General features: G+C 73.5%; 11 protein-coding genes. 10 read left to right on the plus strand and 1 reads right to left on the minus strand.

Going from position 1 to position 16,589, the window contains the following annotated elements; all coding sequences use genetic code 11:
* Window positions 1-106 precede the first annotated feature (106 nt).
* Both AC4H2H_RS01800 and AC4H2H_RS01805 read left to right on the plus strand, forming a co-directional pair.
* Entirely contained in the window at window positions 107-1,420 is a 1,314-nt protein-coding gene (locus AC4H2H_RS01800) for an MFS transporter (RefSeq protein ID WP_494369100.1), read from the plus strand.
* Window positions 1,421-1,657: 237 nt separating this feature from the next.
* Window positions 1,658-3,148 carry an MDR family MFS transporter gene (locus AC4H2H_RS01805; protein ID WP_494369101.1) on the plus strand — a complete coding sequence of 497 codons (1,491 nt, stop codon included), beginning with the start codon at window positions 1,658-1,660 and terminating at the stop codon, window positions 3,146-3,148.
* Between the two features lie 49 nt (window positions 3,149-3,197).
* Here AC4H2H_RS01805 and AC4H2H_RS01810 read toward each other — a convergent pair whose 3' ends face one another.
* Entirely contained in the window at window positions 3,198-4,697 is a 1,500-nt protein-coding gene (locus AC4H2H_RS01810) for a CCA tRNA nucleotidyltransferase (RefSeq protein WP_494369102.1), read from the minus strand.
* A gap of 71 nt (window positions 4,698-4,768) precedes the next feature.
* On the opposite strand from AC4H2H_RS01810, the gene AC4H2H_RS01815 reads away from it, so the two are divergent.
* From AC4H2H_RS01815 to AC4H2H_RS01850, 8 genes are all read left to right on the plus strand, one after another.
* A complete protein-coding gene (locus tag AC4H2H_RS01815) occupies window positions 4,769-5,503 on the plus strand; it encodes an NUDIX hydrolase (RefSeq protein WP_494369103.1) in 735 nt (244 codons plus the stop codon).
* On the plus strand, window positions 5,500-7,770 hold the full coding sequence (locus AC4H2H_RS01820) for a DUF6049 family protein (RefSeq protein WP_494369104.1): 2,271 nt from the start codon (window positions 5,500-5,502) through the stop codon (window positions 7,768-7,770). Before AC4H2H_RS01815 ends, AC4H2H_RS01820 begins: the two co-directional genes overlap by 4 nt.
* A complete protein-coding gene (gene murJ, locus AC4H2H_RS01825; RefSeq protein ID WP_494369105.1) occupies window positions 7,767-9,602 on the plus strand; it encodes a murein biosynthesis integral membrane protein MurJ in 1,836 nt (611 codons plus the stop codon). Before AC4H2H_RS01820 ends, murJ begins: the two co-directional genes overlap by 4 nt.
* A gap of 97 nt (window positions 9,603-9,699) precedes the next feature.
* The gene (locus AC4H2H_RS01830; RefSeq protein ID WP_494369106.1) at window positions 9,700-11,607 is read left to right on the plus strand and encodes a protein kinase family protein; all 1,908 of its coding nucleotides are present in this window, start codon (window positions 9,700-9,702) and stop codon (window positions 11,605-11,607) included.
* 124 nt (window positions 11,608-11,731) lie between these two features.
* The gene (gene trxB, locus AC4H2H_RS01835) at window positions 11,732-12,760 is read left to right on the plus strand and encodes a thioredoxin-disulfide reductase (RefSeq protein WP_494369107.1); all 1,029 of its coding nucleotides are present in this window, start codon (window positions 11,732-11,734) and stop codon (window positions 12,758-12,760) included.
* Between the two features lie 102 nt (window positions 12,761-12,862).
* Entirely contained in the window at window positions 12,863-13,195 is a 333-nt protein-coding gene (gene trxA / locus AC4H2H_RS01840; protein WP_494369108.1) for a thioredoxin, read from the plus strand.
* Between the two features lie 105 nt (window positions 13,196-13,300).
* Entirely contained in the window at window positions 13,301-14,653 is a 1,353-nt protein-coding gene (locus AC4H2H_RS01845; protein WP_494369109.1) for an aminotransferase-like domain-containing protein, read from the plus strand.
* Window positions 14,654-14,821: 168 nt separating this feature from the next.
* Entirely contained in the window at window positions 14,822-15,787 is a 966-nt protein-coding gene (locus AC4H2H_RS01850; RefSeq protein ID WP_494369110.1) for a D-alanine--D-alanine ligase family protein, read from the plus strand.
* Window positions 15,788-16,589 lie beyond the last annotated feature (802 nt).

Raw genomic sequence — 16,589 nt, forward strand, 5'->3', positions numbered from 1 at the left:
CGACCTCCCAAGCCGACCGACGCCGTCGCGCACCGACCCCGTCGCGCACGGGGGGACAACCGCATGTCCCGGCCGCCACGACGAAACGTAGGGTAAACGAGTGGGTGTGATCTCCGAGCTCCGGGCGCTGCTGCGTCTGGACGGCTTCCGCAGGCTGTTCGCCGTCCGGCTGGTGTCGCAGGCGGGCGACGGCATGTTCCAGGTCGGCCTGGCGTCGCTGCTGTTCTTCTCCCCCCAGACCCAGGGCACGGCCGCCGCCATCGCGGGCGCGTTCGCGGTGATGCTCGCGCCGTTCACGATCGTCGGGCCGTTCGCGGGCGTGTTCCTCGACCGCTGGCAGCGCCGGCAGGTGCTGCTCTGGGGAAACGCCGTGCGCGTCGTGCTCACGCTGGGGATGGCGGTGCTCATGCTGTCTGGCGGCGTGGGCGGGTGGATCTATGTGCTCGGGCTCGCGGCGCTGTCGGTGAACCGCTTCCTCCTTGCGGGCCTGTCCGCGGGCCTGCCACGCGTCGTCGACGGCCCCCTCCTGCTCACGGCCAACTCCCTCACCCCTTCGCTCGGCGCCGGTGCGGCGTTCGTGGGCGGGGGCATCGGGCTGGTCCTTGGTCTCGTGTTGGACGAAGGTCGCGTCAGGGACGCGTCCGCGCTCGTGTGCGCGGCGCTCGTCTTCGGTGCCGCGTCGCTGCTCGCGCTGCGGCTGGGCCGCACGCAGCTCGGTCCGGAGCGGCCCGCGCAGTCGGCGGTCCGGTCCGAGATCGTCAGGGTGGCCCGCGGGCTGGCCGACGGCGCCCGGTACCTCGTCGCGCGTCGCACCCCCGGCCAGGCGCTGCTCGTCATGGCGACGCACCGGTTCCTCTACGGCGTCGTGTTCATCGCGTCGATCCTCATCGCGCGCAACCTCCTCGACCCGGGCGACCAGGGCGCGGCGCTCGCGACGTTCGGGCTCGTCGTCGGCCTCACGGGCGTCGGCGGAGCGGGCGCGATGGTCCTCACGCCCACGCTCTCGCGGTACACGGGCCCGCAGGCGTGGATCGCCATCATGCTGCTCCTCGCCGCGACGAGCCAGCTCCTGCTCGTCACGACGCCGTCGCGCGCCGTCGTCTACACCGGAGCCGCGCTGCTGGGCCTCGCGGCGCAGGGCACGAAGATCGCCGTCGACACGATCGTCCAGCGCGACACGGACGACGCGTTCCGCGGGCGCGCCTTCGCCTTCTACGACGTCCTCTACAACGCGGCGTTCGTCGGCGCCGCCGCCCTCGCGGCGTTCACCCTCCCCGACACGGGCTGGACGCGACCGGTGTTCGTCGTCCTCGCCGTGGCGTACGTGCTCGCCGCCCTCGTGATGTGGACCCGCGGGGCGCGGACGCCCACCCCGGTCGGCTCGACCGACACGCCGGCACCTGCGGTCGCCGACCGATGAGTGCGGGGCGGAAAAGCAGTCGTCAGGAGGTCGGGGAATAACGCAGGATCGTTCGTGGTCGTACAGGGTACGGATCGACGTGGTGCGCATCGCGTCGTCCCACCGGGACGCGACACCGGCCTCCCGCTCCCACCCCGACCGACACCCGACGACGTGCGCGCATCCCTGCGCGTCGTCGCGCCCTGCCCACACCCGGCCCAGACCGTGACCGGCGTCCTGACCCGAGCGGAGACACCCGTGCCATCCACGAAGACCAGTCCGGAGACGACGAGCCCGGTCGCGGCGTCGGGCCCGGTGCCCGCCGCCGACACGCTCTCGCGCCGTGACTTCACCGTCATCGCTCTCCTGCTCGCGTCCGCATTCGTCGTCATCCTCAACGAGACCACCATGGGCGTGGCGCTGCCCGCCGTGATGGACGAGTTCGGGATCACCGAGTCGGCCGGGCAGTGGCTGACCACCGGGTTCCTGCTGACGATGGCGGTCGTCATCCCCACGACGGGCTGGCTGCTGCAGCGCCTCGGCACCCGCGGGGCGTACATCCTCGCGATGTCGCTCTTCAGCACGGGCACGCTCCTTGCCGCGATCGCGCCCGTGTTCGGCCTGCTCGTCACGGCCCGCGTGGTCCAGGCCACCGGCACGGCGATCATGATGCCGCTGCTCATGACCACCGTCATGACCACCGTCCCCCACCACCGCCGCGGCCGCGTCATGGGCAACGTGTCGATGGTCATCGCCGTCGCCCCGGCCCTCGGGCCGACGATGTCGGGCGCCGTCGTGACGGCCCTCGGCTGGCGCGAGGTGTTCTGGGTCGTGCTGCCGATCGCTCTGGCCGCGCTGGTGATCGGCGCGCTCAAGGTGCGGGACGTCGCCGACCGCGCGCGCAACCGGCTCGACCCGCTGTCCCTCGTGCTGTCCGTGGGTGCGTTCGGCGGCCTGGTCTACGGGCTGTCGGCGCTCGGCGAGTCCGCCCAGCACGCGATGCCGATCTCACCGGTGGTGCCGCTCGTCCTCGGCGCGGTGTTCCTCGGCCTGTTCGGCTGGCGTCAGCTGGTCCTGCAGCGCACCGACTCCGCGCTGCTCGACCTGCGCGTCTTCCGTGCCCCGGGCTTCAGCGTCGGCCTGGCCGTGATGGCGGTGAGCATGATCGCGATGTTCGGCATGATCATCGGTCTGCCGCTCGTGCTGCAGCGCGCGATGGGCCTGTCGCCCGTGACCAGCGGCCTCCTCATGCTTCCGGGCGGGCTCGCGATGGGCGTGCTCGGACCGATCGTGGGGCGCCTCTACGACCGTCTCGGGCCGCGTCCGCTCGTGCTTCCCGGCGTCGTCGCCGTCGGGGTCTCCATGGTCCTCTTCGCGGCCCTGGACCCGACGTCGCCGCTGTGGCTCGTCCTGGTCGGTCACATGGTGCTGAGCCTCGGGCTGGCGTTCATCTTCACCCCGACGTTCACGTCGGCGCTCGGTGGCCTCAAGCCGTCGCTTTACTCGCACGGGTCCGCCGCCGTCGCGACGGTCCAGCAGCTCGCGGGCGCTGCCGGCACGGCGCTCTTCGTCGCGCTGCTGACCCTGCGGTCGGTGTCCCTGCTCGACGACGGCGCGTCGCGCGCCGAGGCGACAGCCGGCGGCGCGCAGCTCGCCTTCACGGTCAGTGCGGCCGTCGTCGTCGTCGCACTGGTCCTGGCCTTCCGGCTGCGCAAGGCGGACGCCCCACAGGGTCCGGCAGGGCACTGAGGCCGATCCGCCCGTCCGCCGCCTGACCGGCGCGCGACCCGCCCCCGCCTCAGGAGTCGACGGACTCGGGCTGGTCGGCCCACCAGGCCAACAGGTCGGCGCGGGCGGTGTCCGCGTCGACCGGGCCGCGGTCGAGCCGCAGCTCGAGCAGGTGCTTGTACGCGCGCCCGACGACCGGACCCGGGCGGATCCCGAGGATCGTCATGATCTGCTGCCCGTCGAGGTCGGGGCGCACCGCGTCGAGCTCTTCCTTCGCCTGCAGGTGCGCGATCCGCTGCTCGAGCTCGTCGTACGACTCGCGCAGCCGCTGGGCCTTGCGCCGGTTGCGGGTCGTGCTGTCGGCGCGCGTGAGGCGGTGGAGTCGCTCGAGGAGCGGGCCGGCGTCGGTCACGTACCGGCGCACGGCGGAGTCGGTCCAGGTTCCCTCGCCGTAGCCGTGGAACCGCAGGTGCAGCTCGACGAGGCGTGCGACGTCCTTGACGACCTGCTTGTCGTACCGCAGCGCCTTGAGCCGCTTCGCGACCATCTTGGCGCCGACGACCTCGTGGTGGTGGAAGCTCACGCCGCCGCCGTCCTCGAAGCGGCGCGTCGGCGGCTTGCCGACGTCGTGGAGCAGCGCGGCGAGGCGCAGGACGAGGTCCGGTGCGGGGACGGCGCCGTCGGGTCCGGTCTCCTGCGCGATCGCCTGGTCGAGCACGGTGAGCGAGTGCTCGTAGACGTCCTTGTGCCGGTGGTGCTCGTCGATCTCGAGCTTCAGCGCGGGCAGCTCGGGGAGCACGTGGTCGGCGAGCCCGGTGTCGACGAGGACCTCGAGGCCGCGCCGCGGCTCGGCAGCGCACAGCAGCTTGGAGAGCTCGTCGCGCACGCGCTCGGCGGAGACGATCTCGATCCGTTCCGTCATGAGGACGAGCGCGGCGAGCGTCCCGCCGTCGACGGCGAACCCGAGCTGGGCGGCGAAACGCGCCGCGCGCATCATGCGCAGCGGGTCGTCGTCGAACGACCGCTCGGGCGCGATCGGCGTGCGCAGCACCTGGCGCGCGAGGTCGGCGAGCCCGTCGAACGGGTCGACGAACGCCATCTCGGGCACGCGCACGGCCATCGCGTTGACGGTGAAGTCGCGCCGCGACAGGTCTCCCTCGAGGGAGTCGCCGAACGCGACGACGGGCTTGCGCGACGCGGGGTCGTACTCGTCCGTGCGGTACGTCGTGACCTCGACCACGAGCTCGTCACCCGGGCCCCGGCGGCCGAACCGCTTCGCGCCGATCGTGCCGAACTCCTTGCCGATGTCCCAGTGCGCGTCGCCCCAGCGCGCGAGGAGGGCCTGCGACTCGTCGGGCGAGGCCGACGTCGCGAAGTCGAGGTCGTTGCTCGCGCGCCCGAGGAAGGCGTCGCGCACCGGTCCGCCGACGAGCGCGAGCTCGTGCCCGGCGTCCCGGAACAGCTCGCCGAGCTCGATCGCGGCGGGCGCCATCTCGGTGAGGACGGCGAGCGCGCGGCGCTGGAGCTCGAGCGCGGCGGGGGTCGGCAGGGGGGACGAAGACGAGGGCACGACACCCAAGCCTGCCAGATCACGGGGCGGCGGTGCCCGAGGGGTCGGTGGGCACTCGGTAAAGTTGCGTCATGTCCACCCCTGCGCACGCCCACGAGCCCCGGAGGGATCCGGCGGACGCGCGTGGGAGCAGGGGTCCGGGCCACGAGACGGGCCGGCCCGTGCCGGTGCCGGCCCCACCCGGCGGCCACGCCCTCCGCATCGATCCCGGCGCGCGACCGACGCCCCCGCCTCCACCGCTGCCCGTCGTCGACGAGGTGTCCGCCGGCGGGCTCGTCATCTCGGTCGCCGGCGGTTTCCCGCGCGCCGCGATCATCGCCCGGCGCAACCGCGGCGGCCGGCTCGAGTGGTGCCTCCCGAAGGGTCACCTCGAGGGTGTCGAGACGCCCGAGCAGGCCGCGGTCCGCGAGATCGCCGAGGAGACGGGGATCGAGGGCGCGATCCAGGAGCCGCTCGGCGTGATCGACTACTGGTTCACGGGCGACGACCGCCGCGTGCACAAGGTCGTCCACCACTTCCTCCTGCGCGCTACCGGCGGTTTCCTCACGGTGGAGGGCGACCCCGACGGCGAGGCGGAGGACGTCGCGTGGATCCCGGTCGCAGAGCTCCCGGAGCGCCTGGCGTACCCGAACGAGCGGCGCATCGCGGCGGTCGCGCAGAGCGTCCTCGAGGGCCGGCCCGCACGGTTCCACGGGGTCGTCGAGAGTAGGGTGACCCGGACGATCGTCCGCTCGCCCGGCCGCCCGCACGACGGCCGCGGCGGTCCTGTGCCGCCCTCCCCACGGAGCTCGACCGACCACTCATGACGCCCACCCCCTCGCGTGCCGGGCGCGCCCGCGGCGCCGCGCCGGTCCTGCTCCTCGCCCTGGTCGTCGTCGTGCTGGCCCTCGCCGGGTCGGTCCTGCCGGGCGCCGGCGCGGGCGCCGTCGTCCTGACCGGCACGCCCGCCGTCGCCACGGACACGGCCCCCGCGCCCGACGACAAGGTGACGATCGAGATCACGTCCCTGGCGCCGTCGGTCCTCGCGCCCGGCGGCACGCTGACCGTCGCCGCACGCGTCACCAACGGGACCGCGGCGACGCTCGAGTCGCCCGCCGTCGCGCTCGGCATCGACAACCGCGCGCTGAGCACGCGCTCGTCGCTCGAGAACTGGGTGACCGCCGACCTCGCCGGGCGGGTCGGCTCCCGGGTCACGACGCAGGACCTGGCCCCCGTCGCCCCCGGAGCGAGCGTCGACATCACGTTCTCCACTTCCGTCGCCCAGCTCGGCCTGGGCGCGGGCAGCGACTGGGGCCCGCGCGGCCTGTCGCTCACCGTGTCCGACGCCGGCGCGCGCGTGGCCGTCCAGCGCACCTTCGTCGTCTGGGCACCGCCCGAGGACGTGGCCCCCGTGCGCCTGAGCGTCGTCGCGGCGGTGACCGGTCCCCCGGTCGACCCGGACCCCGAGGCGTACGCCGACGCGCTGTCCGTGGCGACGGGCGACGACGGGCGGCTCGGGCGGCTCCTCGAGGCGACCGGGGGGCGCACCGCCGTCTCCTGGGTGGTCGACCCGGCGCTGGTCGCCGCTGCGGCGGCGGCCGAGGATCCTGCCGTCACGGCCTGGGCGGACGACCTCGTCGCGGCGACGCAGGGCCGGTCCACGTTCGCGCTGCGGGCCTACGACCCCGACGTCGCCGCGTTCGCGCACGCCGGGCTCGCCCTCCCCGAGGGCACTCCCCTGCCCGGCGCCGACCCCGCTCCCGCGGACCAGGCCGCCGGGACGCCGGCGAGCGCGTGGCGCACCGATCTCGCCTGGCCCGCCGACACCGTGCCGGACCTCGCGACGGTCACGCTCGCCGCCGCGTCGGGCGCCACGTCCGTCGTCGTCGGCGGCGACGCGCTGGTGCCCGACGAGGCGCTCACCTACACGCCGTCGGGCTCGGCCGCGCTCTCCACGTCCGCGGGCGTCGTGACCGCGCTCGTGCCCGACCCCGTGCTCACCGGACTCGTGGCGGCGGGCGGAGGGTCGGGCGTCGGCGCCACCCAGCGGCTCCTCGCGGAGACGGCCGTGATCGCACGGGAGCGTCCTGCCGACTCGCGGCACGTCGTCGTCGCGCTTCCCCGCACCTGGGAGGCGGATCCCGCCGCCTTCTCCGCACGCACCGCCGCCCTCGACGCCGCGGCGTGGGTCGAGCCCGCGCCGGTGGACGAGCTCCTGGCGGCCACGCCACCCGACGTCGCTCGCTCGGCCCTGCCCGACACGGCCGCCGCCGCCGCGGAGGAGCTTCCCGCGGCCCAGCTCCTCGCGCTGGACCGGTCACGGTCGGAGGTCGCGGCGTTCGCGACCGTCGCGAGCGACCCGGCAGCGATCACACGACCGCTCGAGCCGGGCTTCGTCACCCCGAGCGCGATCGCCTACCGGGCCGCGACCGACGCCCGCGGCGGGGCCGTCCAGCACGCCCAGCAGGCGGCGGACCGGGTGCGAGGCAGCATCTCGGTGCTCCGCGGCTCGACGTTCCTGTTCATCGCGGAGCAGGAAGCCCTGCCCGTGCGGCTGAGCAGCACGCTGGAGCAGGACGCGACCGTGCAGGTCGTCCTGCGGCCCGACGACCCGCGCCTGCGCGCGCCCGATCGCGAGACGGCAACCATCCCCGCAGCCACGCGCGACGCCGACGGCACGCTCGTCGCGTCGACGACGTCCGTGGACGTCCCGGTCGAGGGCTTCGGCAGCGGCAACGTGACCGTCGAGGTCGAGCTCGTCAGCGCCGCCCAGCCCCAGGTGCGCGTCGCCGAGCCCGAGGAGTTCGTCGTGCGCGTGCGGGCCGACTGGGAGTCGGTCGGGACGACCGTCGTCGCGGTGCTCCTCGTGATCGCGTTCATCGCGGGGATCTGGCGCACGATCCGGCGGGGACGGTCGCCCCGGCGCGCGCCGGGTGCGACGCTCGAGCAGCCGACCGTGCCGCCGTCGTCGGCGGGCCCGGCCGCGGGCCCGGCCGAACGCCCGGCCGCCCCGGACGCGACGGACGCGACTGCGGACCCGGCGACGGAGGCACCGGCGAAGGTCCGGACGCCCGACGAGGAGCCCGACCGGTGAGCCCCGACCAGCCGCGGCACGTGCGCCGCCGGGGCGCGGGGCGGGGCGAGCGTCCGGGCACGGCCCGCGACGCCGTCGCGACGGGCGACGGCGCGCTCCCGGGCGACCCCGCGGCGTCGGGCACCCCGGACGAGACCGCCGAGGGCGCGGTGGGCGAGCCGCCAGCGGCGCGCACGGGCGGGCTCGGGCGCTCGTCGGCGCTCATGGCGTCGGGCACGTTCGTGTCCCGCGGCCTCGGGCTCGTGCGCAACGTCCTGCTCGTCGCCGCGATCGGGACGACGGGTCTCGTCGCGGACGCGTTCGACATCGCGAACAAGATCCCCAACGTCCTCTTCGCGATCCTCGCGGGCGGTGTCCTCAACGCCGTGCTCGTCCCGCAGATCGTGCGCGCCTACCGCGCACGGAACACGCAGGAGCGGCTCGACAAGCTGCTCACGCTGTCCGGCGTCGTCCTGCTGGCGATCTCCGCACTCCTCACGGCGGGGTCGGCCCTGCTCGTGGCCGTCATGTCCGGCCCGGGGTGGTCCGGTCCGCAGACGTCGCTCGCGGTCGCGTTCGCGTTCTGGTGCACGCCACAGCTGTTCTTCTACGGCCTGTACACGCTCCTCGGTCAGGTGCTCAACGCGCGCGGCCAGTTCGGCCCCTTCATGTGGGCGCCGGCCCTCAACAACGTCGTGTCGATCATCGGGTTCGCGGCCTTCATCCTGGTCTACGGGCCGGCGGCCACCGGGAACGTCGACGACCTGACGCAGTGGGACAGTGCGAAGATCGCGCTCCTCGCCGGGACCGCCACGCTCGGCGTCGCCGCCCAGGCGCTCATCCTCGTCGTGCCGCTGTGGCGCGCCGGGTTCCGCTGGCACGTGCGGTTCGGGCTGCGCGGGATCGGGCTGCGGTCGGCGGGTCAGGTCGCGCTGTGGACGTTCGCCGCCGTCATCCTCGAGCAGGTCGGCGTGATCGTGACGACGCAGTTCACCTCCGAGGCGCCGCTCGCCGCCGCGGAGGCCGGGATGGACCCGCTCGGCGTCGCGGGCAACGCCGCGTACACGCAGGCGCTCATGATCTACCTGCTTCCCCACTCGCTCGTCACCGTGTCGATCGCGACGGCGCTGTTCACGGGCATGAGCGCCGCGGCCCACGCGGGCGACGTCGCGCGCGTGCGGCACGACCTGTCGCGCGGCGTGCGCACGGTCGGGGTGTTCACGGTCTTCGCGACCGCCGTCTTCGTCGTCCTCGCCCAGCCGATCACCAAGCTCCTCGTCCCGTCCGTGGGCGCCGCCTCCGGGGAGGCCGTCGCGCAGGTGCTCGTCGCCATGGCGTTCGGTCTGGTCCCGCTCGGCGGGATGGTCCTCATGAAGTGGGTCTACTACGCGTTCGAGGACGGCAGGACCGTCTTCTGGATCCAGGTGCCGGGCACGATCGTCCTCGTCGGGGTGGCCTGGCTCGGGACGCGGACGCTCGACCCGCAGTGGTGGGTCGTCGGGGTCGGCGCGGCCATGAGCCTGTCCAACGTCGTCGCGGTCGGGCTGCGCACCCTCGGCCTGCGTCGCACCCTGCGAGGGCTCGACGGCGCACGCATCCTGCGCCTGCACGTCAAGGCGACGGTCGCCGCGCTCGTCAGCGCCGCCGCCGGGTGGGGCGTGCTCCGGGCCTACGTCGCGGTCGTCGGCGACGTGTACGGGCTCTCCTGGTGGCACGCCGTCGCTCTCGTCGCCGTCGCGGGCACCGTCATGACCGCCGTGTACGTCGGCGGTCTCAAGGTCATGCGGGTGCGCGAGCTCGACCAGCTCGCCGCACCCGTCGTCGGCCGCGTCCGCCGGCTCGTGCGCCGGTGAGCCTGCCGTCGATCCGCGCCCCAGAACGGGTGAAAACTGCCCTAACAGGACCCGCGTACCATGGTGTGTCGACCACGAGTCCCACGGAGGAGGTCCGGTGAACGGCGTGGCCCCAGGAACGTTGCTCGTCGCGCGATACCGGCTCGACGAGCAGCTCACGTCCGACCTGTCCGACGTCACGGCATGGTCGGCGCACGACCAGATCCTCGACCGCCCCGTGCGGATCTCGATCGTCACCGGCCCGCAGGTGGCCGACGCGCTCGACTCCGCCCGGCGCGCCGCGCTCGTCGTCGACCCGCGCCTCACGCGCGTCCTCGACGTCGGTGCCGAGGACGGCGTCGCGTACGTCGTGACCGAGCAGTACCCCGGCATCACGCTCAGCGAGGTCGTGGCCGGCGGGATCGTCGACCCGCAGCAGGCGCGCGCGATCGTCGGCGAGGCAGCGGCCGCGCTCGAGGTCGCACGGCGCCGCGGCGTCCACCACCTCGCCCTGCGTCCGGACGCCGTCCGCGTCGACGGGAGCCGCGTCGTCGTGACGGGTCTCGGGCTCGACGCGGGCGTCGCGGGTCACGACCAGCACGACGCCGACCGCACGTCGCGCCTCGACGCCGTCGGGCTCGTCGCCCTCCTCTACTACGCGATGACCGCCCGCTGGGCCGGCCCGTCGCTCGACGTCCCGTGGATCTCGTCCACCGCGATCCACCCTCTCCCCGCGCAGCGCGACGGCTCTGGCGTCCTGCCGCTGTCCGCCGTCCGGTCCGAGGTGCCTGCCGAGCTCGACGCGCTGTGCGCGCAGACGTTCACGGCGTCGGGTGGCGGCGCCGAGGAGTGGACCGGGTCCGTCCCGGGCGACGGGCCTCGCACGCCCGCCGACGTCGTCGGTGCGATCGAGCCCTGGGGCGAGGTGTCCGTCGTGGCCGCCCTCCCCGCGTTCGTCCAGCCGGCCGCGGCGGGCGGCGGCGTGAGCCGCCAGTCGGTGCGTTCCGCGTTCGACGGGTCGGCGGCCGCGCCCCCCGGCACCCCGCCCCCTGCACCGCCCGTGCGCCGGCCGTCGACCGGACGCATCCACCGGGTGGGTGCCGTCCCCGGGTCCGCGGGCCCCGCGGCCGGGTACGCCGCCGCAGGCCTCGCCACCGGAGCGACGGCCGTCGTCGCTGCCCAGCCCCCGGCGGCGTCTCCCGGCGCGCCCGTGCCACCGCCCCCGGCGGCGTACGACCCGACGGCGCCGACTGCCGTGCAGTACGCGGCCGCGCCTCCCGGTGCGCCGCCCACGGGAGCGCAGCCCGCCGTCGGAGACCCGGGGTCGGCGAGCCGGCCGTGGAGCGAGCCGAAGCCGGCCCGTCGCGGCCCACGACGCTTCAACGCGACGCCGTTCGTCCTCGTCCTCACCCTCGGCCTGGTCGGCTACGGCGTGTACTGGGCCGTGAACACCGCGTTCGACGACTTCGAACCCGCCGTGCAGACGGGCGAGGAGACGCCGTCCGACGAGGGCTCCGCGCCCGCGGCTGAGGGCGGGGCCGGGACCGGCGAGGCCGCGGAGCCGCCGGCGCCGGCTCCCGAGGTGCGCCCGATCATCGCGTCCGGCGCCGCGTTGGACCCGGAGGGCGACGAGTCCCCGGACAACGTGGGTGAGCACCCGGAGCTGGTGCCGCGCGCGTTCGACCAGCAGCCGGAGACGTCCTGGATCTCGCGGCGGTACAACGCGGCCGACTTCGCCGGGCTGCGCAGCGGGATCGGGTTCGCGATCGCCCTCGAGGAGAAGGCGCCGGTCTCGACGATCGTCATCGACACGCCCGTGAACGGCGGCAACGTCGAGATCCGGGCCACGAGCCAGGACCGCCCCACCGAGGGCGACGTCCTCGCGTCCGGGGCGCTCTCGCCCGGGGTCGAGTTCACGTTCGAGACGCCGGTCGAGACCGACTCGATCGTGCTGTGGTTCACCGAGCTGCCGCAGAACCCGTCGGGCGAGTTCCGCGCCGAGATCAACGAGCTGCTCGTCTCCTAGCCGCGGCTCTCGTGCGGTGCCCGTACGGTGGGGCCGGGCCGTACCGTGGAACAGAAGGCGTCCCGTCGGCGTTCACACTCTCGCGTGGTCGGCCGCCACGCACCGAGCATCCGAGGAGCAGCACGTGACCGAGCAGCCAGTCGTCCAGAACCTGATCATCGTCGGGTCGGGCCCTGCGGGCTACACCGCCGCGATCTACGCGGCGCGTGCGGGCCTCGAGCCGCTCGTGCTCGCGGGGTCGATCACCGCCGGCGGCGCCCTGATGAACACCACCGAGGTGGAGAACTTCCCCGGTTTTCCCGACGGGATCATGGGCCCCGAGCTCATGGAGAGCATGCAGAAGCAGGCGGAGCGCTTCGGTGCGCGAGTCGAGTGGGACGACGCGACGCTGCTCGACCTCGAGGGCACCGTCAAGACGGTCGTCACCGGCAACGGGGAGACCTACCGCGCTCGCGCCGTGATCCTCGCGACCGGGTCCGCCTACCGTGAGCTCGGCCTGGACGACGAGAAGCGCCTCTCGGGCCGGGGCGTGTCCTGGTGCGCCACGTGCGACGGGTTCTTCTTCCGCGACCAGCACATCGCGGTCGTCGGCGGCGGTGACTCCGCGATGGAGGAGGCCACGTTCCTGACCCGCTTCGCGCAGAAGGTGACGCTCGTCCACCGGCGCGACGAGCTGCGGGCGTCGAAGATCATGGCCGACCGTGCGCTGAACGACCCGAAGATCGAGGTCGCCTGGAACAGCGAGGTCGCCGGCATCGACGGCGACAAGAAGGTCGAAGGGCTGAGGCTGCGCGACACCGTCACCGGTGAGGAGCGCGAGCTGCCCGCCACGGGCCTGTTCGTCGCGATCGGCCACGAGCCGCGCACCGAGCTCGTCAAGGGGCAGATCGACCTCGACGACGAGGGATACATCCAGGTCGTCGGGCGCACCACCGCGACGAACCTCGAGGGCGTGTTCGCGTGCGGCGACGCCGTGGACCACACCTACCGTCAGGCCATCACCGCGGCCGGCTCCGGGTGCGCCGCCGCGCTGGACGCGCAGCGCTTCCTCACCGAGCTCGCTGACGCCGCCGGCCTGGAAGACCTCGCCGGTACCACCGAGACGCCGAACCCCGACGAGCTGCCCGAGGCGCTCGCCGAGCTCCGCGCCTAGTCCTGACGTCGTTCGCGCGTCCCGGCGGTCGCCGGGCGCGCGGACGCTCACCCGCTCCACCGCGGCGGCACGAGCCGCCGCCCGACTCCTCCGGAGGACAGCATGCCGACCGTTCCCGTCACCGACGAGACCTTCCGTTCCGAGGTCCTCGAGTCCGACGTCCCCGTCCTCGTCGACTTCTGGGCCACCTGGTGCGGCCCGTGCCGCCAGGTCGCCCCGATCCTCGAGGAGCTCGCCGAGGAGTACGGCGGCAAGATCAAGATCGCCAAGCTCGACACGGACGCCAACCCGGAGACGACGGCCGCGTACGGCATCGTCTCCATCCCGACGCTCAACGTCTACGTCGGCGGCGAGCTCCAGAAGTCGATCATCGGCGCTCGGCCGAAGCGCGCGCTGACCGCGGAGATCGACTCGGTGCTGAGCACCGCGGTCTGACCTCCCGAACGTCGAGCCTGCGGGCTCCGCAGAGACCGTGACCGTCCACGAGGGCGGGCCACCCACGCGGTGGTCCGCCCTCCGGCGTCTTCACGGGATCCCCCGATGACCCGTGCGAGACTGGGTTTCGTGACCGAGCCGACGACTCCCCCGCAGCAACCCGCCTCCGGCGGCACCCGCCTCGACCCGTGGTTCGGTGCCTACGCAGAGCGAGCGCACGGGATGCGAGCGTCGGAGATCCGGGCGCTGTTCGCCGTCGCGAACCGCCCGGAGGTCGTCTCCCTCGCCGGCGGGATGCCCTATCTCGCCGGGCTCCCCCTCGACACCATCGCCGAGACGATGCAACGGCTCGTCGCGACGCGTGGCGCCACGGTGCTCCAGTACGGCTCCGGCCAGGGCGACGAGACCCTCCGGGAACGCATCCTCGACGTCGTGCGGCTCGAGGGCATCGAGTGCCACCCCGACGACGTCGTCGTCACCACAGGGTCGCAGCAGGCCCTCGACCTCGTCACGCGGATCTTCATCGACCCCGGTGACGTCGTGGTCGCCGAGGCGCCGAGCTATGTCGGCGCCCTGGGGGTCTTCCGGTCGTACCAGGCCGATGTCGTCCACGTCCCCCTCGACGAGCACGGGCTCGTGCCGGAGGCTCTCGAGGAGACGCTCACGCGCCTCGCCGCGGAGGGGCGTCGCGTCAAGCTCCTCTATACCGTGCCCAACTTCCACAACCCCGCCGGTGTCACCCTCGCGGCCGAACGACGACCGCGCGTCCTCGAGATCGCACGCCGACACGGCGTGCTCGTCGTCGAGGACAACCCGTACGGCCTCCTCGGGTTCGACGGCTCGACGCTCCCTGCCCTCCGCTCCCTCGACGAGGACGGCGTGCTCTACCTCGGCTCGTTCTCCAAGACCTTCGCGCCGGGATACCGGGTCGGCTGGATCGTGGCCCCGCACGCCGTCCGGGAGAAGCTCGTGCTGGCGAGCGAGTCGGCCATCCTGTGCCCGTCCAACGCGTCGCAGATGGCGATCGCCGCCTACCTCGACGCGTGCGACTGGCAAGGACAGATCAAGCAGTTCCGCGAGCTCTACCGCGAGCGACGCGACGCGATGATCGGAGCTCTCTCGGAGCACCTGCCGTCGGCGAGCTGGACCGTCCCGGACGGCGGCTTCTACACCTGGGTCCGGCTCCCGAGCGGGCTCGATGCGCGCTCGATGCTCCCGCGGGCCGTCACCGCTCGTGTCGCGTACGTGCCCGGCACGGCGTTCTACGCCGACGGCACGGGATCCGACCACGTCCGGCTCTCGTTCTGCTTCCCGACTCCTGAACGCATCCGCGAAGGGGTGCGACGGCTTGCAGGCGTCGTCAACGCCGAGCGTGAGCTCGTCGAGATCTTCGGAACCGACGCCGCGCTCGACCCGGACCTGACCGACGTCGAGAACCCCTCACCCGACCTCGCCTGAACCGCCGCCCGCACATCGACGGCCGTCGCACGGCACGGGCCGCGCCGGCAACGAACAGGAGTCCGACGCACTGTGGACACGACCACCGGTACCCCATCGCCCGCACGGGACGACGCCGCCACCGGCAGCACCTCGCCGCGCTACGAGCGCTCTGAACAGCACCTTCGCGTGATCCGACCCGGTGACGGTCCCGCCCGGGGCGCACACGTCACGATCCTTGCGGGTGGGCTGTCGCACGAGCGCGACGTCTCGCTGCGCTCGGGCCGCCGTGTGGCTGAGAGCCTCCGGGCGGCCGGGCTCGAGGTGTCCGTCCATGACGTCGACGCCGACCTCCTTCCGTTCCTGCGGGCTACGCGGCCCGACGTCGTGTGGCCGTTGCTCCATGGCGCGAGCGGCGAGGACGGTTCGATCCGCGACGTGCTCGAGCTCGTCGGTGTTCCGTACGTCGGCACCGGTCCGCGCGAAAGCCGTTCGGCCTGGAGCAAGCCCGTCGCCAAGAGCGTCGTGCTCGGTGCCGGCCTCTGCACCCCCGAGTACGTGACCCTCCCCCAGAGCCTCTTCCGGGAACTGGGCGCACAGCCCGTGCTCGACGCAGTCGTGGAGCGACTGGGACTGCCGCTCGTCGTGAAGCCGACCCACGGTGGTTCCGCCCTCGGAGTGACCTTCGTCGAGAGTGCCGACCAGCTCCCTCGCGCGATGGTCGACTGCTTCGCCTACGGAGAGGTCGCGCTCATCGAGCGCGCCGTGCGCGGAATCGAGCTCGCCGTCAGCGTCGTGGACCTCGGCAGCGGTGCCGAGGCCCTTCCGCCCGTCGAGATCGTCACGACCGGCCCCTACGACTACGACGCGCGCTACAACCCCGGACGCACCGAGTACTTCGCTCCCGCTCGACTGGACGACGACATCGTCCGCGTCGTCCAAGAGGTGGCCGTCCGGGCCCATACAGCTCTGAGCCTTCGCAGCCTCTCGCGGACCGACGTCATTCTCGACCCTGACGGTGTCGTACAGTTCCTCGAGGTCAACGTTGCTCCGGGGATGACGGAGACCTCGCTCTTCCCGCAGGCCGCCCGCGCCGCCGGCCTGGACCTCGCCGCCCTCTACCGCAAGGTCGTCGAAGCCCGCGTCGCCTCCTGACGCGCTGTTTCACGTGAAACACGGGTCCGCACGTTCCACGTGAAACACGGATTCCCGCCTCTTCTCCTGACGGCTCGTGCCGCCCGCTCAACGAGCCTCCAGAACCGCACCGCGGCGGCGTCGACGTTTCACGTGAAACGTCGACCGCGGTCGCGGTCGATTGACGCTCTCGGTCGTGCCACCACTGGCGGACGCGCGAAGTCGAGAATGCCGCACATCGTCGGGTCCGCGGGTGGTGCGGCGTCGGTGCTATGGCTGACCGCGCCGTCGCCCTGGTCTGTGGGCCTGCGGTTCACGAGCGCGGCTTCTACGCCCTTCGCATCCGACGCCGCACCACCCGCTCGGACGTCGGCCCGCCACCCAACTGCCACGCCCCGCTCGGAGGCCGGCCCGCCACCGAACTGCCACGCCCCGACCTCGCGAACGTCCGTCCCGCTCCCCAGAGGGACCCTCCTCCACACCCGATTCGCGGTGCGCCCGGTCGCCGCGACCGGGCGCGTAGGTCCGCAGACGTGACGTCGCGGCGGCGCCCAAGGTCCCGCTACCTCATGCCTCGACGCACCGGTCCACGTCGGTGGTCCGCCACCTCGGCAGGCGCACGCGTCGGTGCCTAAGAGCTCGCCCAAGCGGTGATGCCCGCGGGTTGGCAGCCCGCGCACGAGGTAGCGCCCCTGGGGATCCCCGCGGCGAGTGCGCTGGCCATCGCTGCACACAGGTCAGTGGCCGCGCGACCGAGGCGAGGGCCGAGTGGAAGGAAGTAGCCACGTAGACGAGGCGACATACCTACGCGACTGAGCCGGGG

Source organism: Cellulosimicrobium sp. BMG9.22 (assembly GCF_059159975.1).

Bases quoted from the DNA above. Each gene is read 5' to 3' on its own strand.
- trxA (WP_494369108.1), top strand. From the start codon at position 12,863: ATGCCGACCGTTCCCGTCACCGACGAGACCTTCCGTTCCGAGGTCCTC.
- AC4H2H_RS01845 (WP_494369109.1), top strand. From the start codon at position 13,301: ATGACCCGTGCGAGACTGGGTTTCGTGACCGAGCCGACGACTCCCCCG.
- AC4H2H_RS01815 (WP_494369103.1), top strand. From the start codon at position 4,769: ATGTCCACCCCTGCGCACGCCCACGAGCCCCGGAGGGATCCGGCGGAC.
- AC4H2H_RS01820 (WP_494369104.1), top strand. From the start codon at position 5,500: ATGACGCCCACCCCCTCGCGTGCCGGGCGCGCCCGCGGCGCCGCGCCG.